The organism is Anaeromicrobium sp., assembly GCF_025210435.1.
Classification (GTDB): domain Bacteria; phylum Bacillota; class Clostridia; order Peptostreptococcales; family Thermotaleaceae; genus Anaeromicrobium.
In genome coordinates this window covers 41489-61098 of record NZ_JAOART010000147.1, presented here as the reverse complement: position 1 = coordinate 61098, position 19610 = coordinate 41489, and the positions used below count along the sequence as shown (strand labels likewise).

Annotated in this window: 17 protein-coding genes; 5 read left to right on the top strand and 12 right to left on the bottom strand. The window is 29.0% G+C overall.

Translation table 11 applies throughout. The features are described from left to right. Positions 1-65: 65 nt before the first annotated feature. The 4 genes from sfsA (at position 66) to N4A57_RS18225 (ending at position 3416) form a co-directional block, all read left to right on the top strand. Positions 66-755, top strand: coding sequence for a DNA/RNA nuclease SfsA (gene sfsA / locus N4A57_RS18240; protein WP_293659535.1), 690 nt, complete (start codon positions 66-68; stop codon positions 753-755). 100 nt (positions 756-855) lie between these two features. Then, entirely contained in the window at positions 856-1740 is an 885-nt protein-coding gene (locus N4A57_RS18235; protein WP_293659534.1) for an SDR family oxidoreductase, read from the top strand. Between the two features lie 100 nt (positions 1741-1840). Continuing rightward, on the top strand, positions 1841-2698 hold the full coding sequence (locus N4A57_RS18230; RefSeq protein WP_293659533.1) for an MBL fold metallo-hydrolase: 858 nt from the start codon (positions 1841-1843) through the stop codon (positions 2696-2698). Between the two features lie 4 nt (positions 2699-2702). Further along, entirely contained in the window at positions 2703-3416 is a 714-nt protein-coding gene (locus N4A57_RS18225; RefSeq protein ID WP_293659532.1) for a hypothetical protein, read from the top strand. A 1328-nt stretch (positions 3417-4744) separates the two neighbouring features. Here N4A57_RS18225 and N4A57_RS18220 read toward each other — a convergent pair. The 5 genes from N4A57_RS18220 to N4A57_RS18200 all read right to left on the bottom strand — a co-directional run bounded on the left by N4A57_RS18220 (position 4745) and on the right by N4A57_RS18200 (position 10513). After that, positions 4745-5290, bottom strand: a complete 546-nt coding sequence (locus N4A57_RS18220) for a site-specific integrase (RefSeq protein ID WP_293659531.1) — start codon at positions 5288-5290, stop codon at positions 4745-4747. 504 nt (positions 5291-5794) lie between these two features. Then, complete coding sequence (locus N4A57_RS18215; RefSeq protein ID WP_293659529.1) at positions 5795-6673, bottom strand: tyrosine-type recombinase/integrase; 879 nt, start codon at positions 6671-6673, stop codon at positions 5795-5797. A gap of 388 nt (positions 6674-7061) precedes the next feature. After that, a complete protein-coding gene (locus N4A57_RS18210) occupies positions 7062-8969 on the bottom strand; it encodes an endonuclease MutS2 (protein ID WP_293659528.1) in 1908 nt (635 codons plus the stop codon). 6 nt (positions 8970-8975) lie between these two features. Further along, positions 8976-9254, bottom strand: a complete 279-nt coding sequence (locus tag N4A57_RS18205) for a CD3324 family protein (protein ID WP_293659527.1) — start codon at positions 9252-9254, stop codon at positions 8976-8978. A gap of 389 nt (positions 9255-9643) precedes the next feature. Then, positions 9644-10513 (bottom strand): mechanosensitive ion channel family protein, encoded by an 870-nt coding sequence (locus N4A57_RS18200; protein ID WP_293659526.1) that lies wholly within the window; start codon positions 10511-10513, stop codon positions 9644-9646. Positions 10514-10786: 273 nt separating this feature from the next. Between N4A57_RS18200 and N4A57_RS18195 the strand changes: the two genes are divergently transcribed. Next, positions 10787-11083: a hypothetical protein gene (locus N4A57_RS18195; RefSeq protein ID WP_293659525.1), complete on the top strand. Its 297-nt coding sequence runs from the start codon at positions 10787-10789 to the stop codon at positions 11081-11083. Between the two features lie 419 nt (positions 11084-11502). Here N4A57_RS18195 and N4A57_RS18190 read toward each other — a convergent pair whose 3' ends face one another. The 7 genes from N4A57_RS18190 to dxs all read right to left on the bottom strand — a co-directional run bounded on the left by N4A57_RS18190 (position 11503) and on the right by dxs (position 19599). Beyond that, positions 11503-11697, bottom strand: coding sequence for a hypothetical protein (locus tag N4A57_RS18190; RefSeq protein WP_293659523.1), 195 nt, complete (start codon positions 11695-11697; stop codon positions 11503-11505). 230 nt (positions 11698-11927) lie between these two features. Next, on the bottom strand, positions 11928-12731 hold the full coding sequence (gene spo0A / locus N4A57_RS18185) for a sporulation transcription factor Spo0A (RefSeq protein ID WP_293659521.1): 804 nt from the start codon (positions 12729-12731) through the stop codon (positions 11928-11930). A gap of 183 nt (positions 12732-12914) precedes the next feature. Next, positions 12915-14216 carry a SpoIVB peptidase gene (gene spoIVB, locus N4A57_RS18180; protein ID WP_293659520.1) on the bottom strand — a complete coding sequence of 434 codons (1302 nt, stop codon included), beginning with the start codon at positions 14214-14216 and terminating at the stop codon, positions 12915-12917. 221 nt (positions 14217-14437) lie between these two features. Beyond that, positions 14438-16150, bottom strand: a complete 1713-nt coding sequence (recN, locus tag N4A57_RS18175; protein ID WP_293659519.1) for a DNA repair protein RecN — start codon at positions 16148-16150, stop codon at positions 14438-14440. A 21-nt stretch (positions 16151-16171) separates the two neighbouring features. Continuing rightward, entirely contained in the window at positions 16172-16621 is a 450-nt protein-coding gene (locus N4A57_RS18170) for an arginine repressor (protein ID WP_293659518.1), read from the bottom strand. Positions 16622-16906: 285 nt separating this feature from the next. Continuing rightward, entirely contained in the window at positions 16907-17719 is an 813-nt protein-coding gene (locus N4A57_RS18165; protein ID WP_293659517.1) for a TlyA family RNA methyltransferase, read from the bottom strand. Further along, a complete protein-coding gene (dxs, locus tag N4A57_RS18160) occupies positions 17719-19599 on the bottom strand; it encodes a 1-deoxy-D-xylulose-5-phosphate synthase (RefSeq protein ID WP_293659516.1) in 1881 nt (626 codons plus the stop codon). The genes N4A57_RS18165 and dxs overlap by 1 nt, the downstream gene beginning before the upstream one ends. Positions 19600-19610 lie beyond the last annotated feature (11 nt).

Below are 19610 nucleotides of genomic sequence, written 5' to 3'. Positions count from 1 at the left end.
GTTTTAGATTATTACATAAATGGGTAAAAATAAGAACAAATAGATAAGAAATATGGAGGTTTTCAATGAAATATAAAAGGATCAAGACAGCAGAATTTGTAGATAGACCTAACCGATTTATTTCCCATGTGGCAATAGATGGGGAAATAGAAACTGTTCATGTGAAAAATACAGGTAGGTGTAGAGAAATTTTAGAAAAGGGAGTAAGGGCAATTTTAGAAAAAGCAGAAAATACTAATAGAAAAACAAAATATTCCCTAGTAGCTGCCTATAAGGAAAATAAGACATTGATAAATATAGATTCACAAATTACAAATAAGGTAATATATGAAGCTTTAGATGAAAATAAGGTGGAGGAATTGCAAGACTTGGATTGTGTAAAAAGAGAGGCAAAGAAGGGAAATTCTAGATTTGATTTGTATTATGAGAAGGGTAATTCAAAGGGTTATGTGGAAATTAAAAGCGTTACCTTAGAAAAGGATGGCATAAGTATGTTTCCTGATGCTCCTACAGATAGAGGACGAAAACATGTTTATGAATTAATAGACCTTTTAGATGAAGGCTATGAAAATTATATTCTGTTTTTAATACAAATAGAGGATATAAAAAAATTTACTCCAAATGTGGAAATGGATCCTAAATTTTTTGAAGCTTTAAAGATTGCTAAGGATAAGGGTGTAAACATATTAGCTTACAATTGTATTGTAAAAGAAGATGAACTTATAATCAATGATAAGGTAGAAGTATTAATGTAGATAAATTACAAGTTTTCACGCATTTAAGAATAAATTAAGTTAGATTATGGATACTATAAATTGAAAATAAAAATTTATAGTATAGGAGTGACGATAATAAGTGGATACAAAATCTGAATTTAACTTAAATCTTCCAGAAAAATTACCACCTCAAATGCAAAGTAAGAAACCTGGGGTTGAGTATAAAATGAATCCTCTTCCTATATATTCTCATCCATCTTATAAATATAGTGGTGAAAAATTACTTAATAAAGTAGCCTTAATAACAGGAGGAGATAGTGGTATAGGCAAAGCAGTGGCCATAGCCTTTGCAAAAGAAGGAGCACACATTGCCATATCCTATTTAGATGAAAAGGATGATGCTCAGTTAACTAAGTACTTAGTTGAGAAGGAAAATAGAAAGTGTATATTACTTCCAGGTGATATAGGAGATGAAAGTGTTTGCAATGAAATAGTTAAGAAGGTAATTGATGAATTTGGGCAATTAGATGTATTAGTAAATAATGCAGGAGAGCACTATGCTCAAAGGAGCATATTAGACATAACTGCTCAACAATTAAAAAGGACATTTGACATAAATGTATTTTCTATATTCTATTTAATAAAGGCAGCCCTACCCCATTTAAAGGAAGGTAGTAGTATAATTAATACGGCCTCTGTAACTGCTTATAAAGGAAATGAACAGGTAATGGACTATGCTTCATCTAAGGGAGCAGTAGTATCTTTAACCAGGTCTTTGGCCATATCATTATCAGATAAGAGAATTAGAGTAAATGGTGTGGCACCAGGACCTATATGGACCCCTTTGATAGCAGCTACTTTTAGTCCACAAAAGATTACTGAGTTTGGAAAAAATACAGAATTCGGTCGTGTAGGACAACCAGTGGAAGTGGCACCTGCATATGTATATTTGGCGTCAGTTGATTCTTCCTATGTAACAGGACAAATGATTCATGTAAATGGGGGATATATTATAAATGGCTAAGTACATTGAAATTAGTAATCAATCCTTTTAAAACTATATAAATTATGATAACATAAGGGCATATTTAAATATGTCCTTATATTTTGTTGGAGGGGAAATCATGCTTAAAAAATTTAGTAATAACATATACTACATGCCTCCTTTGGAAGAAACAGATAGACCAATATTGGCAGCCATAATAGGCAGGGATAAGGTTTTAATAGTTGATGGAGGAAATTCAACAAATCATGCAAAGTCGTTCTTATGTGAATTAGATAATTTAGGAATATATAAAAAAAGACTTTTAGCCATAACCCACTGGCACTGGGATCATGTGTTTGGAATTAAAGAGATGGATACATTAACCTTTTGCCATAAATATACGGCAAATAAGATAAAAGACATGATGGAGCTTGATTGGTCAGATGAAGCTTTAGATGAAAGAGTAGCCATGGGGGAAGAAATAGAGTTTTGTAGTGAAAAAATAAAAGCAGAGTTTAAAGATGATAGAAATATAGAATTAAAGGTTCCAGAAGTGATTTTTGAAAAATCCATAAGTATAGATATTGGAAACCATATATGTACTTTAGAACATGTGGGAGGAGAACATTCTTCAGATTCAGTTTTTGTATATTCAACGAAGGAAAAAATACTTTTTATAGGTGATAGCTTATTTGTGGATATTTATAATGGAGAATGGAGTTGGACGGTAGAAGGTGTACGAAAATTAGGAGAAAAAATACTTTCTTATGATGCAGAATATTTTGTAGAATCCCATGTGGATGAAAAAATTCCTAGGGAAAAGATGGAAGAAACAATAAAACGTTATGTGAAAATAGGTGAAATTGTAGAAGAATTGGGTTATAATAGAAATGCCGTATTAGAGAAGATGGAAAGACAATTAAGATATATAACAGAGGATGATCTATTAAGTGTAGATTGGTATATATCAGGACATTTTAAGAAAAGGGTGAAGTAATAGTATGGGACAAATAAACGAAGACGTTCAAGAGATATTTAACTATAATGTATTTGACTTTAAAACAAAGGAAGATTTTATTTTGTACCTTAGATATCTTATAATAACTACTCAAATAGAATTAGATCGTTATAAAGTTTACTTAAGAGAGTTAGATAAAAAGATAAAGGATTATGGACTAGAGAAAGATAAGCATGTAAAAATACCTACCCTAACATTTCATGATTTTAATGATAAACTTAGAAGTTTAAGCTATTATTTACTAAATATGGTGGGAGAAGATAAAGAAGGGATAATATCTTATAAAAGATTCAGAAAAATGGCTGATGAAATGTCGGAAGAATTGGAATTTGAACTTAATGAGTTAGAGGAAGAGATAAGACTTATAATCGATCAATGTAGTAATAATAAAGCATGGTGTCTACATTTATCGGATATAACATTAAACGGCCAATTACAAATCCACAATAAGGAAATGTATAGGAAAATTAAAAACTACGTACTAATACATAATAATCCAGTAGAGATACCTGAATATGATTACTATGAAGGAGCTTGGCTGTTAGATTTACAAAGGAAATCACAAATCTTTTATGATACTACAAGAAAAGTATTCCAACATATGAAGAAGGATTATTCTGTGCTTATAGAAAAGAGTATTAGAATAAAAAGAAAAGTTTATGAAAATAGAAAATATGTGGGAATTGAATTAGAATAGGAGCGTGCCTGAGATGGCATGCTTTTTTTATAGATATATAATGGTTTACCATAATGATATTATGTGGAATAGAAAAGGCGATTGACCGTATAGGTCTATATAAGTTAAAGAAGGCATTTAATGGATATGTATCAAAGATAGGAGGAGAGATTAAGCATAATTATCGAATGGTTGCTGTTTGAGAATGGTAAAAAATATGTAAAATCATTATAAAAATTACAAATTTCATAATTGAAGTTAAATAGATAAAATTATATGGATTCAAAAAATATGTAAATCATAGTATACAAAAATAAATTACTATAAAGATTTATAAATATTTAGTTTTCAAGGAAATTTATACCTGTAAGGTAAAAAGAATAAGCTTTAATATATTTAGTATATAATTCAAATCTAACTATTCCTTAAATATACATTTAAAGAATAGTTAGATTTGAATTATATATTCTAAAAACCCCTATCTTTTCTCCGATTCCTTGTGATTTTATATAATTCCTAATTGATATCAAAAATGTATTTTGTATCATTAAATAATTTTTTTATCATTTTATTGAATAATTTTATTTAGCTCAATTTTAAATTTTTACCCAGTAATTATCAATCTTTTAATATTTTTTGTTTTTGAATTATATTCAATATCTCAATGAAAATTTTCCGCATTTATATATATTTACATTTCTATTTTAATACTATTTCACATCTTTTAAGAAACTATTCTACCATACATAATATAATTATGGTAAACTCATAAATGATATAATTGGTATGCTTTTTCATATAGATCTAAATAAAAGGTATTTTATATTTGTCAATGAAAATTTAGAATTGATAATGCTGAAAAGTCTATCAACATGTAGAATGGACTTACATAACAATGAGTATTTATATTTTATATAAATTCATTTTATACGCCCTATCTTTCTTATGGGTAAATCAATATAATTCTAATTAGGAACACATGTTCTGGAGTCTCTGAAATAGTACTCTTACCTTATTTATATGGTGGATATATCTATTTGTTTAAGCATCATTAGAGAGCTTTAACTTTGTATTAGAAAAATCAGTCATATATAAACTCAGAACGGATGTTCTTGTACGTGCAAATAGGCATTTACATTATAAATTGAAATATATTAAGTTTACCATAATATAAATATGGAAACTTAGTACTCTCATAAGGATTAGAGTTCTATCTAAAAAGAAATGTATCTTCACAAAGCTATTGATTTAAAAGCAAAAAAACAAGGCTTATATATGGAATTATAGCCTTGTTTTCTGAAGAGTTTTATCTAAAAACACAAAAGTCACTTATAAAAACATTATGTAAACTAAAGATAAAAATCTTCTATAGTCTTATCTTTCAGATCTTGAGTTATGCCTATATACCTCAAAGTTATGCTTGGAGATGAGTGATTAAAAATATCTTGAAGTATGGCTATGTCTTTATAAATTTGATAATGCCAATATCCAAAAGTTTTTCTTAAAGTATGAGTGCCTATTTCTGAAAGACCTATGATACTTGCTGCATTATTTAAAATTCTATAAGCTTGAATTCTTGAAATAGGATTATTCTTTCCTTTTCTACTTTTGAATAGATAAGTATCATCACTCATGTTTCCTATGTATTTTTCGAAATCCTTTCGAAGTTGGCTATTAATTAAAAACCTTTTTTCCTTGCCTGTCTTCTTCTCGATTATTATAATATGATTTCTATCACGTATATGGTAAACTCTTAATCTTAACAAGTCACTAATTCTAAGTCCTGTATTTATTCCAGCCACAAATAATAAATAATTTTTATAACCACTTTTCAAGAGCTCGTTTTTCATCTCTTCAATCTTATGTTTATCCCTTATAGGCTGTACAAATTTCACCCTTAAATTCCCCCTTTTTTCACACAACTCCACATTAAAATTATATTACATTTAATGTTACAATGCAATGAATTATGTTACATTAGTTATTTCGACACATGTCGAAGTATTGAAATTTCAATGCATATAAGGGAAATGCCAATGTAACACTTTGTATAAAGTGTTACATTTGGAAAGGGTCTATATATGGATTTTTTATATAGTTCTTTTAAGGAGTTTTTTGGTATGCCGTCGACTTATAGGGCCTAATATAATTAAAATCCTCTTAAAACTTATTTTAGAGATTCGTTTTAATTTTCTTAGAAGTACCTTAAAAGAAATGTTCTAGTCTTAGTTTTTTCTATGGCAAAACCAAAGATAGTTTACCATAATATTATTATAACCACCTCTTGGTGTTAATTGATCTTACAATGTCATATAATGAAAAAACATGTCTTTAAGATCAATTGTACTAAGGCATAAAAAAACAAGCCTTATAATCAAAAATATAGGCTTGTTCTTTGCTTACTTTAATTTAAAATTTATAAAATCTATGGCGTTGTTATCTAGCTCTTGGATAGTATATAAATATCTTTCTGCTAAAGATGAATTACTCCATCCTAGTTGATCTTTCACTTGCTCAGATGAAGCACCTCGTTTTAAAGCATGGGCAGCTAGAGCGTGTCTTAAATCCCTTGGTGAATAGGTCCTTGACAGGCCAGCATCTTTGCAGGCTTTTTCTAAGATAATTCTAATCCATCTATCTGATATTTTACTTCCTTTTTTGTTTAGGAATACATAGGAATCTTTGGAAATGGCATAATCTAGATTGGATTTATAGTCTAATAAAAGTTGCCAAACGTCATTTTTTACTTTTACAAATCTATCCCCTTTAGGTGTACTAAATTTAATCCCTACATTGTTCCTAGAATCTAAAACAAATTGGTTCCATTTTAATTCTACCGCTTCTTTTAAAGTCAACCCTGATGTGAAAATCAAAAGAGATATGGCATAGTCTCTTGGGTTATATCCTCTCAGCACTGTAATTAGTTTATCTAAATCTTCCCAGCTAATGATCCTATCCTTAGATATTTTTCTAGTGGCTTTGATTTTTCTTATATTTTTAAAGTGATTATAGTCTATGTATTCTCTCTGTACTAAATAGTTAAAAAAACTATATAATTGACTATAAAATTTTTCAGCAGTGGTTAAAGCTAATTTATTTTCATTTACTAAAGTGATTACATAGTCTATGTAATCTTTACAATCCTGAAGGGTTATATGTTCAAAGTTATCCTTTTGTACAAAATCTAAGAAACATATTATATCCCTCTTATAATCCTTTTTGCTTTTGGGATTTTTAAGTCTATGTAAAAAGTCGTTTATTATGTATATGCTTTCCATAATATATATTTAATACCTCCAATCTGTCTATATTTATATTGTAAGGTAAAAATGCGCTTTTTTAAACAAATTTTTATTAGTTTACCATAAATGATTTATGTAAATGGAATTTCGCCTATACTATAAATTCTATTAATTAGTATATAATAGAGCTTATATCTGGAGAAACCTCTTTCTTAAAATTAGCAAAGATAACCACATAAAAGGAAATTATATAGTATCTTATTGTGCAGCAACAGAACGTATGTTCTCAAGGCGTAAAATTAGCACTTAGACTGTATTTAATCATACATGGCTTAATTTCAAACTTTATTTTTCAATCAGAATGAGATTGAGTGCCCTTTTTTAGCGGTTCGAACGTATGTTCTGCAAAAATAGAGACCTATAGTTATAGGTCTCTATTTTTCATGCTCCTTTGTATTTTCTTTAAAACTTTCTTTGAACCTCTTTTAATGTCTTTTTCAAGCTTTCTACATTCATAGGAAGTAAATAATGAATTTATATCATATCCTTTTGGGTAAAGATTTTCTCTTTTTATTAGGATATTTATTCTTTTAATGTTTATACTTTTAAACTTATTATCTACCATTACTTCTATATTATAGTTTTTATCTTTTTCCTTATAGACTATGGCTTTTTCATTAGTATCTAATAATAGAACCTTGTCTCCTACTCTAAAATCATATATGGTTTCATCTGTTCTACATATAGGATCTTTTTGTTCTTTTCGTATTTTTCTTGAATCTACAATGTTATAGTTATATTCTTTAGTATCTATATATGTCCTTGCTTTATTTAATATTTTTTCCTTTAAACCCATTCTCTTTGATATCCAAAGAGCATTACTATCTCCAGCTTTACCAATAACCATTTCATATAACGGATCTAAAGTTTTTGGATTAAACTTCATATAAGCATTTTGAAATTCTGGGTGATTATGAGCATAATCCTTTATATTAGAATAATGGGTAGTGGCAATAGTTATAGCTCCCATATGATATAATTCCTCTAGTATGGCAATGGCAAGTCCAGCTCCCTCGTTAGGCTCTGTCCCTGTACCAATTTCATCAAACAATACCAAAGAGCTATTATTAGCTTTATACACAATTTGTGCGATGTTTTTCATATGGGATGAAAAGGTACTAAGGGAATTTTCTATACTTTGATTATCGCCTATATCTACAAATATATTATCAAATATAGATAAACTACTTCCTTCAGATGCACTTATGTGTAATCCAGATTGAGCAGCTAAAGTCAAAAGTCCTATAGTTTTTAAGGCTACAGTCTTACCTCCTGCATTTGGACCTGTAATTACTAGTGTTCTATAATCATTTCCAATATGAAAATCAAGAGGTATACATTCTTCCTTTAAAAGAGGGTGTCTTCCCTCTATTATATTGATATATCCATGAAAATTAATATTAGGCTCTACTCCATTTATATAATTACTATATTTCCCTTTAGCAAAAATCATGTCGTATTGACTAATTAATTCTATGTTAATACTAAGAGATTGTATTTCTTCATATAGCATACCTGTTAAATAAGCAAGTATTTGATATTCTTCACCCTTCTCTTTGTATTTTAAACTTGTAAGTTCTTCGTTGTATTTACAAATACTAGAGGGTTCTATAAAAACTGTAGTTCCCTTTGAAGAAACATCTAGTACTGTTCCATCAATCTTATTCTTATAAGATGATTTTACAGGAATAGTATACCTATCATTTCGTTTTACTACGTGAAAATCTTGTATATATTTTTTATATTTGTTGGATAAAAGAATTTTACTTAATCTTTGCTGTATATTTTCTTCTGTATTAGAGATTTTTTTTCTTATTTTAAATAATTCCTTAGAGGCGTTAGAATCAACTTTGTTATTTTTAATAGAGTTATTAATTTCATCTTCAATAAAATTAAGTGAACTAAGAGCTAGAGCATATTCACTTAATGTGGGTGCATAAAAGGCTTGCTCTATCATGAACTTTTTTAATCTTCTACTTCCTCTTAAAAAATCAGATATATTAATAAGTTCACCAGGGTCTAAAATACTTCCCTTCTGTATCTTATCCATTAGGAATGTTATATCATGTATCCCATCAAAGGGTACATGATTAACGTTATTTAATAAATTCTTCGCCTCACTTGTTTCGTTTAATCTTTTTTTAACTCCCACCATATTAGTAAGGGGTTTTAGATTATCTATCAAATTTTTACCTAAACCACTTATGCAGAAATTTTTAAGTTCTTCTTTTAATTGAGTATACCCTAATTTTTCTAATGTATTTATATTCATAACCATTTACCTCATACCCTTATTTGATTTTAATATTATTTTTCTAATACTAGATTCTGATAAATTATAGATTTCCATAATAGTATCAATGGAATGACCTTCTTTATATTTATGGCAAATATCCTTGTTTCTTTTTTCCATAAATTCTCTAGTACCATTAACTTGTCCCCAGGGCACTCTGGTTCCTTCATTCTTAGGAATATATATCAATTCACCATCTACATATTTTTGAATTTCTATTAATAAACTTTTCGGTAAAATATCTTTTCCATTTTTATAACTCACCTTTTAAATCCTCCCATATTTATAAGTCTTATTGTGAGAAACGACTTAATAAATAAGGGTTATACTAATATTAGTTAAACACACTTATTTATTAAGTCGTTTAACTTCCACCTCTAATAAGTAAGATTTATTTTTTAGTAACATAAATTACAACTCCTTTTATACTTAATATTATTCTTAATAATTATCTCATGGAATTCATTTTATTTTCAAGAGAATTATTTTTTATAATTAAACTTTCACAACGTAATGACATGTATAAAACTAATAAGGACATGAATTCATGTCCTTTATTTATGTAGAGATACTTCTATAAGTTAATATACCATTTTATCACGAATAGAAATTTTATTTATTTTCACTATATTTCAGAACATAGAAAAAAGCTATTAATTAGGAGTAACCCTTATTGTTGGGTAAGCTAATTTAATGTTCTCTTCCTTGTCAAATCTTTGTAGTATATCTTGCCATATGTCATTTACCGTAGTACGTCTTTGCCGCGGTATACAAAGATAACGTATAGTTAATTGAATTCCACTTTCTTTTACATCCATATATACAATTGGTGTTAATTTATTATAGTGAATCAAATATGTTTTTTGTGCATGTTGAATCATTTTAGATGCTTCTTCAGACAAATGTAGAGAATGATTGTTAATAATATTAGTTAATATGTCTTTAGCCTTTTGCCAATCACTTTCAAAAGTAATGAGTACCTTTATTTCATTCCAAATATATTTAAATCCTTTATTATAGTTAATCAGTGAATTTACAAATATATAGTAATTAGGAACATTTATAATACGTCCTGTACTTTGTTCTCCATCCTCATAGGATGATATTTCCATTAAAGTAAATTGAAACATACGTATATCTATCACATCTCCTTGTTGGTTATTAATTAGGATTCTATCACTAACCTCAAAGGGTTTTCTAAGTATAATAAAGAGCCATGCTACAATATTTGCAAACAAATCTTTTAGTGCTATAGCTATACCTGCTGACACAAGACCAAAATAGGTAGTTAGACTATCCATAGAATCTAACCAAAGAAATACTGAGAATATAACAAAAACAGAACTAAAGAAATAATATACTCTTTTTTTTGCCACATAGTATTTGTTATTATGTTCCATAATAGAATACAAAACACGATTAATGACTCTGATTAGTAATAAGGTTACAATTAACCCTATAAGGGTCCAACCTCCTTTATATAGTAGATGATTCTCATTTATATATGTCCAAGCTACTTGCAAAGTAATCTCCCCTATCTAATAAGTTAATATTATATAATGATTTATTTAATATTACAAATGTTTATGTTTTAAACTATACACTAATTCTTAGTAAATTTAAATAGGTAAACTTTTCGAAAGTCTACCTATTTTTAATCTAAAGATATGTTCTTAATTTCTTTATAAACTCCATTATCTATAATATCTATGGTTATATCCTTATTTAAATATGGTATAGTACAATCTTTATTCCTCATAAGAATTAGTAAGTTTATATAAAGTGAGGTATTTCTTATGAGTCCTAAACAAGAAGATATTTTTCTCCATTTATTTACTAAATTTAAACCTATAGATAAATTTTTTGCTGTTAAAATATTAGAGGATCTACTAATAAAAGGAGAGTTATGTATTGAAGAAATTCATCTTATGTTTTCAAATCGGAAAAAAGCTAAAATAAGAAAAATAATGGATGAATTATATAAAAATCACTTGATTCAAGAAACTGAAAAGAATAATAAAAAAATATATAAAATTACTAATTTAGGAGAACAATTAATTATGGAAAGTTACAAGAATCATCCTTTCTTCTGAAAACTAAAAACATAATTAGTAAAATGAAAATTTTACTAATTATGTTTGCCTTTTAAACAGATGCTTTTTCGAAGTAGTAACATATGAATACTATATTGCATAATTTATATTAAGAAAAAAACAAATACTAGATTTATAAACCATAAAATCTACATATTTAATAAAGGGGGTGCGATTTTATGGCTGATAAGCAATGTGGTTTCTGCGGTGGATGTGGAGATGAATTATTATTTTTCTTCTTACTATTAGTAATTATATTCTGTAATTGTTATGGTGGATATAGAGGATATTAAACAAATAAAAGAATTGGGATTTTGCCCAATTCTCCATACATAAATAATGATTCTATAAAAGGCTAGCATATATAGTTATGTAGATAATCTTATTGTATTTAGAAATTATTACTATTCTATAAGTTATTACTTTGGTTTATAATTTAATATTTCAAAACCATTAATTTCATCCACTTCTACGTAATTTCCTACTCCATCATAAAGCGTTTGAACTTCTATATCACTCATGCCATCTCCCTCATTTTCAACATAACCTCTAAATTTTAACTTTCTTCTAGTTTCATCTTTATATACTGCTAAAAGTTCACCTTTAATGTCCATGTACTCTTCCTCCTAAAAAAATATTTGAAAAAACTTTCTATACTTCTTATATTTTTCTCTTTAAACAAAAAAATATTACACTATATAACTTTAGATTTTTCATATATGAAGTTTTATTAGTCATTAGAAAAACACCTCCTTTATGAAATGAAAACTCATCACATAAATAGAAGGTGTTTATTGTTACATGCCAAATAACTTTATTAGTATAAAAACATGCTTAAGTAATATTAAACTGCAGTTCTTTCTATTCTTAATTTATCAGCTACCATGGCTATAAATTCACTATTAGTAGGCTTACCCTTATCGTTGTGTACCGTGTAACCAAATAGATTATTTATAGTATCTATTTTTCCTCTGCTCCATGCCACTTCAATAGCATGTCTTATAGCTCTTTCAACTCTACTTGGAGTAGTGTTGAATTTCTTAGCTATAGAAGGATATAATTCTTTTGTAACAGCACTCAACATTTCAATATTTTCAACTACCATTGAAATTGCTTCCCTTAAGTATAGGTATCCCTTAATATGAGCAGGAACACCAATTTCATGTATAATATTAGTTATTTCCGCCTCTAAACTTTGAACCTTATGTGGTCTTGTATTGGTATTTATTAATAAATCTCTATAATCAGATTTTCTTTCAACAGGTATAGTAGCAGCCCCCATTAACTGGCGAATTCTTCTAATAAAAATTTCAAAATCAAATGGCTTTACAACATAATAGTCTGCTCCTAAAGCAATCGCCCTTTGGGTAATTTTGTCTTGGCCAACTGCTGACAGCACTATTATTTTAGGCGTTTTACTTAAGTTCATACCTGCTAATTTTTCCAATACAGCCAAACCGTCTAAATGCGGCATTATTATGTCTAATACTAAAACGTCTGGTGGATTCTTTGAGACTAAATCAATAGCCTCCAAACCATCTTTAGCAATACCTATAATCTCTAAGTCATCTTGCTTTCCTAAGTATTCACATAAAATATCACAAAAATCTTTATTATCATCTGCGATTAAAACTTTCACTGGATCCACTTAATTATCCCCCCATCATTTAACTATGTAAACTAGTCGACTTATAATAAGTCCTAGGAAAAGAAATTCGACAAATGAGAGGGATTTCCTTCTAATTTTAGAAATATTATTTTTTTTAATACAAACTTTTATATAATTGCTTATATATTTAGTAAAATTAACATAAACAGCCAAAAGGATGCCCTAAGGACATCCTCTTCTTGCTAGTTTACTTTCGTATGATTGAATTTGAGCTTTATCTATCATCCATTCAATAAATATACCATACCCTTTAGTAGGATCATTTACAAATACATGGGTAACTGCACCTATGAGTTTCCCATTCTGGATAATAGGACTACCACTCATTCCTTGAACTATACCTCCAGTTTTTTTTAACAATCTCTTATCTGTTACTTTTATTACCATTCCTTTGGTACTAGAACTTCTTTGCTTACTTATTTTTTCAATATACACTTCATATTCTTTTACCGTATTATTTTCTATAGTTGTTAATATACTAGCCTTACCTACTTGGATTTCGTGTTGTCCTGCCACTTCTATAGGTTTTGAATATATGGAATCATCCATAGGCTTATACAAATGTCCATATATTCCGAATCTAGTGTTATATTCTAACTTTCCAATTGGCCTTGTAGTATCATAAAATATACCCTTTATTTCTCCCGGTTTCCCTCTCTTACCTTGTTTTATAGAAGCAACCTTTGATTTTATTACTTCTCCTTTTTCCACCGTTAATAATAAACCTGTATCAATATCAGTTATTGCATGGCCTAGTGCACCAAATACCTTACTATTAGGTTCGTAGAAGGTTAAAGTTCCCACACCTGCAGTTTTATCTCTTACCCATAAACCTATTTTGTAGTCTCTTTCTTCATATGTTTGTACAGGAGTAATACTAGTATTAAAAGTTCTATTTTTTCTTTTTACTTTTAATTTTAAAGATTTTCCTTTATTATCATTTATTACACTTATAACATGTTGAGAATCTTTTACCCTTTCATCCTGTATTTCTAAAATTGTATCTCCTATTGCAATTCCAGCTTCATGGGAGGGATTGTATTTTTTACCATCAATCCCCTTTATGTCTTCAGTACCAACAACCAATACACCTTTTGTACTTAATTTTACACCTATACATTGACCACCAGGAATTACTTGAAGTTTAGGTATTATATTTACAGTTACCTTTTTTATAGGAATTAATCCTAAAAAGTTTAATTCTAAATTAGTTCTACCTCTTTTAAGAGGATTTACATAGGTGGAAGCATAATTAGTCTTTTGTATCTTTAAAAACTCATTCTCCTCTTGTAAGGTGCTCACTTTAAACGGAAAATTAACGTCAATAGGTTGTCTTTCATTTTCAAATACTCTCACATTGTTTGGAAAAGTTAAAACATGAACTAAATCATAGCAGGCAAATAGGGAAAAGACTATTAGAATAAAAAACAGCAAAAAAAAGCGCTTGTTTTTATGATTAGTCAAGTAATATCACTCCTATTTTCCCTTGAAGCATTTAAAATGGTGTTCAATAGATTTGTGATATATGTTTAATTTAGCCTTTTTCTCACCTTATTATTCTCTAAAAAAAAACTCTTCATTTGGAAGATTTTAATGATTAATAAATTTTAGGTTGATAATACTAAAATAAATTATTATACAAAGAAAAAAGTCCATGTTTGCTAAAATCATGAACTTTTTTTATTCTACATTATACTTTTTTTATAAGATTTAGCTAAATTTAATAGCTCTTCTGCGTGTTTTAATGTTAAGTCAGTTATGGAATTCCCACCTATTAACCTACCTATTTCATTTAACTGTTCTTTATATGATAGTCTTCTTATATTGGTAGTTGTTGTATCTTCACCATAAGTTTTTTCTATGTAAAAATGATAATCAGCCATTTTTGCAATTTGTGGTAAATGGGTAATGCATAGTATTTGGTGATTTTTAGATATTATTCCCAGTCTTTCACTTACAATATCAGCAGTTCTTCCACTTATTCCAGTATCTATTTCATCAAATACTAAAGTAGGTACCTTATCAACATGTGCAAATATTGTTTTAAATCCTAGCATGATTCTAGAAATTTCTCCACCAGATGCAATTTTTGAAAGAGGTTTTAAACTCTCTCCTGGATTTGTGGAAATTAAAAATTCTATCTTATCTATTCCCTTTGCTGAAAAAACATTTGCCACAGAAGAAGGTTCTGTAAATGCTACCTTAAAGGTTGCATTTTCCATATTTAAACTTTTTAATTGAGTTTCTAATTCTCCTTCAAGCTTATTGGCTAAATTTTTTCTAATCTGACTTAGTTCTAAAGAGAGGTCAGTTAAATCATTTTCTATTAAACTTAGATTTTCTTTTAGTTCTTTTCTCAAAACTTCACTATTATTTATATATTCTAACTCTTCTTCTATTTTATCCCTATAGATGAATATATCCTCTATTGTATCTCCATATTTTCTTTTCAAGTTATCTATTAAATTCAACCTATCTTGAATTTCTTCTAATCTATTAGGGTTATATTCCATAGAATCATTGTAATCTCTAATTTCACGAGTAATATCTTCTAAATTATATAGACTTTCTTGTAATGTCTCATATATAGTTAATATTCTACTATCTATATCCTTTATACTATTTATTTGACTTACTATAGTATTTAATTCATCTACTATAGACTTTTCCCTATTATTTCCATGGTACAAACTTTCATATGAATAACCCATGGTATTAGAAATCTTTTCAAATTGAGATAGTATATGTAATTCTTCTATTAAAGATTCTTCTTCATCAGCTTTTAAGTCAGCTGACATGATTTCATCAACTTGAAACTCCAATAAATCTTTTTTTCTTTCTCTTTCTCTGTCGTCACCGTACAGTTTAGTTAGTTGAGTTTGTATATTTTTATATTCCTCATACTTATCTTTTACTTCGTTTTTTAAAGGTGATATTTTCTTTTCACCATATGCATCTAACATATCAATATGATTTTCTGGGTATAATAAAGATTGATGAGCATGCTGACTAAAAACATCTATTAAATACTTAGAAAGTTCTTTTAAATACGAAACTGTCACCATTCTGTCGTTAATACGACATGTACTTCTCCCATTTGCATAGACAGACCTAGATATTATTAGGATGTCTTCATCTATTAACTCTATATCATTACTCAAAAGCTTGTCCTTTAGTTGATCATCACTTATGCTAAAAATCAATTGAATAGTAGCTTTTTCTGCATTATTTCTTACAATGGACTTATCTGCTCTTTCTCCTAAAGCCATACCTATAGCTCCAATTAAAATAGATTTACCAGCTCCAGTTTCACCACTAAGTATATTTAAACCATGGCAAAATCTAATTTCTAATTTATCTATTAATACATAATCCTTAATCATTAGTTGCAAAAGCATACTCATACCCCCGCTTTATCTTTAGTACATTAATTTCTTAAACTGTTCTACTAATTCGCCTACAGAATCTTCACTTCTAGCTAATATAAATATAGTATCATCACCAGCTATTGTACCTACTATATCTTTTATATTTAATGCATCTATTGCAGCACATGCTGCTTGCCCCGCTCCTGTAAGGGTTTTTAATACGACTATATTCCCTGATTTATCAATGGATAAAATGGAGTCTTTAAAGATCTTTACTAATCTGTTTGAGGCAGAACTTTCCTGAAGCTTCATAGTGGCATACTTATATTTTCCATTCAAGGCTAATACCTTAATTAATCTTAATTCCTTAATATCTCTAGATACAGTAGCCTGTGTAACATTAAAGCCATTTTTCTTTAAATACTCAGATAATTCTTCTTGCGTTTCAATTTCATACATTTCTATTAGTTCTAATATTTTTGCATGCCTAGAATATTTCATCTACTCAGTCCTTCCATCTTATAGTATATATTTAAATTTCTACACCATTTTAATAATCCCTTTAGAGGCCTTTTTATAAATAATTAGGAATAGAACTTAATCTTAAATAAAAGATAAGGCATATGAAAGAAATAAACTAGTCAGTTCTCTGAGGGATTTGGATTATTTTCAATGCATGGTGAGCGAGCATATTAAACATATGTAAGCGATTCCATAACGAAGAAAATAATTCAAATAACCAGTGAAATGACTAATTTATTTTTTGAATATGCCTAACCCTAAAGGCTATCTTTTATTTAAGATATTATGAGATTCATTAACTATACTTTCAATTAATTCTTCTAGATTCTCAACGCTCTCATTTTTACAATTTCTTAAATATGCTAAATATTCAATGTTTCCTTCAGGACCTTTTATTGGAGAAAAGGCTAATCCCTTTACTGATAAATTTTCCTGGATGCTAAATGATATTATTTTTTCTATTACTTCTCTATGAACATTAATATCCCTAACTACACCTTTCTTACCTACTTTTTCTCTTCCCGCTTCAAATTGAGGTTTTATTAAGCATACTATTTCACCATTTTCTTTTAAAAGGGATTTTACAACAGGCAAAACTAATTTCAAAGATATGAAGGATACATCTATGGAAGCAAACTCAAGTTTATCTACTAATTCCTTATTAATATACCTTATATTAGTTCTTTCCATTACTACTACCCTATCATCTTGCCTCAATTTCCAATCAAGTTGTCCATATCCCACATCTACAGAATATACTTTTTTTGCTCCATTCATAAGCATACAATCCGTAAAACCACCAGTCGATGCTCCTACGTCCATGGCAACTTTGTCCTTTAAAGATATAGGAAATTGTTTCATGGCCTTTTCTAGTTTTAATCCACCCCTACTTACATAGGGAATTGCCTTGCCCTTTACCACAATTTCCTTTGTACTATCTACTATAGTTCCAGCTTTATCTATTTTTTCGTTGCCTACAAAAACTAATCCAGCCATTATAGACCTCTTAGCCTTTTCCCTTGATGGAAAAAAACCCTTTTCAACTAAAAGTACATCTAATCTATTTTTTTGTTTCATTATAAAACTCCTTTTATATATTGAACTATACTATTAGAGTCTAGTTTATATGCTTCCATTAAAATTTTAGTATCTCCATGTTCAATAAATTCATCTGGAAAACCTAAGAGTTTTAAGTCACATTCAATATTTTCTTCATTAAACAACTCTAATACCTTATTGCCAAAACCACCTTTAACTAAATTGTCTTCTATAACTAATACATTTTCAATTCCATTACATTCTTTTATTAAAGTATCTTTGTCTAAGGGATTGGCAAATCTTGCATTTATCACCTTACACTTAATATTATCTTCTAATAATTTTATAGCCACATCATATGCTACTTTCACCATTTTTCCAATTGCAATTATACATACATGGTGTCCATCTACTAAGACCTCTGATTTACCACTAGACACATTATAATTAGTGCTTATAGAGGAAAAGTCTTCACTAATACCCCGTGGATACCTAATGGCAACAGGTTTATTTAAGCTCACAGCATATTTTAGCATATTTTCTAGTTCTTTACCATCCTTTGGAGCCATTACTGTTAGATTGGGAATACTTGTTAAAAATGATAGATCAAATACTCCATGATGAGTTTCACCATCATTTCCCACAATACCACTTCTGTCTAGGCAAAGTACAACAGGTAAATTTTGAAGGCATACATCATGTATTATTTGATCATATGCCCTTTGTAAGAATGTTGAGTATACGGCAAATACAGGTGTCAATCCACAGGTTGCCAATCCTGCTGCGAAAGTTACTGCATGTTGTTCAGCTATCCCTACATCAAAAAATCTCTTTGGATATTTTATTGAGAAATCCAAAAGACCAGTTCCTGTAGGCATAGCTGCTGTTATGGCAACTACATTTTTATTTTTATCACCTATATTTACAAGGGTTTTTCCAAAGACAGAGGAGTAAGATTCTTCTCCCTTAGGAGATTTTTTCAATGTCTTTCCACTGTTAATATCAAAAGGACCTATACCATGATATTTGTCAGGATTTTTTTCTGCAAAAGAGTATCCTTTTCCCTTTTTTGTTATGGTATGAACTAATACGGGTCCTTTTATTTTTTTAGCCCTTTCTAAAACAATTTTTAATTCCTTTATATCGTGTCCATTAACTGGACCTAAATATGTAAAACCTAACTCTTCAAATAAAACTCCCGGTACAAGGAGATGCTTCAAACTGCCCTTAGCTCTTGAAGCTGTTCGAGCCATGGTTTTTCCAACAGCAGGGATTTTACTTAATAATTGCTCTATATCATCTTTGGCCTTTACATATGTGGGATCTGTACGTAATCTATTGAGATATTTTGACATGCCACCCACATTAGGGGAAATCGACATTTCATTATCATTTAATATTACTATCAGTTCCGTATTAGAATGACCTGCGTGATTCAAAGCTTCAAAGGCCATACCACCTGTTAATGCACCATCTCCAATTACTGCCACAACCGAATAGTCTTCTTCCTGTATGTCTCTAGCTTTTGCCATGCCTAAAGCTCCAGAAATTGATGTACTACTATGTCCTGTGTCGAAATGGTCATGTATACTTTCTGAACGTTTTGGAAATCCACTTAACCCCTTGTATTGTCTTAAGGTATCGAACTTGTTGCCTCTTCCTGTTAAAATCTTATGAACATAGGTTTGGTGGCCTACATCCCAAACTATTTTGTCCTTAGAAGTATCAAATACATTATGTAGTGCTAGTGTTAATTCCACAACCCCCAAATTTGATGCTAAGTGCCCCCCTGTAATAGAAACTTTATCTATTAAAAAATTTCTTATTTCACCAGCTAAAACTTCCAATTCATTATAGTTAGAGCCTTTACATGCATTTGGTGTGTTTACTTTATCTAAAAAGTTTTGCACCCTATTCATCTCTCTTTCAA

Excerpts from the sequence above, each read along its gene's own strand:
- N4A57_RS18170 (WP_293659518.1), bottom strand. The coding sequence starts at position 16,621 with ATGAAATATTCTAGGCATGCAAAAATATTAGAACTAATAGAAATGTAT.
- dxs (WP_293659516.1), bottom strand. The coding sequence starts at position 19,599 with ATGAATAGGGTGCAAAACTTTTTAGATAAAGTAAACACACCAAATGCA.
- N4A57_RS18195 (WP_293659525.1), top strand. The coding sequence starts at position 10,787 with ATGAGTCCTAAACAAGAAGATATTTTTCTCCATTTATTTACTAAATTT.
- N4A57_RS18215 (WP_293659529.1), bottom strand. The coding sequence starts at position 6,673 with ATGGAAAGCATATACATAATAAACGACTTTTTACATAGACTTAAAAAT.
- N4A57_RS18190 (WP_293659523.1), bottom strand. The coding sequence starts at position 11,697 with ATGGACATTAAAGGTGAACTTTTAGCAGTATATAAAGATGAAACTAGA.
- N4A57_RS18225 (WP_293659532.1), top strand. The coding sequence starts at position 2,703 with ATGGGACAAATAAACGAAGACGTTCAAGAGATATTTAACTATAATGTA.
- sfsA (WP_293659535.1), top strand. The coding sequence starts at position 66 with ATGAAATATAAAAGGATCAAGACAGCAGAATTTGTAGATAGACCTAAC.
- N4A57_RS18210 (WP_293659528.1), bottom strand. The coding sequence starts at position 8,969 with ATGAATATAAATACATTAGAAAAATTAGGGTATACTCAATTAAAAGAA.
- recN (WP_293659519.1), bottom strand. The coding sequence starts at position 16,150 with ATGCTTTTGCAACTAATGATTAAGGATTATGTATTAATAGATAAATTA.
- N4A57_RS18230 (WP_293659533.1), top strand. The coding sequence starts at position 1,841 with ATGCTTAAAAAATTTAGTAATAACATATACTACATGCCTCCTTTGGAA.
- N4A57_RS18165 (WP_293659517.1), bottom strand. The coding sequence starts at position 17,719 with ATGAAACAAAAAAATAGATTAGATGTACTTTTAGTTGAAAAGGGTTTT.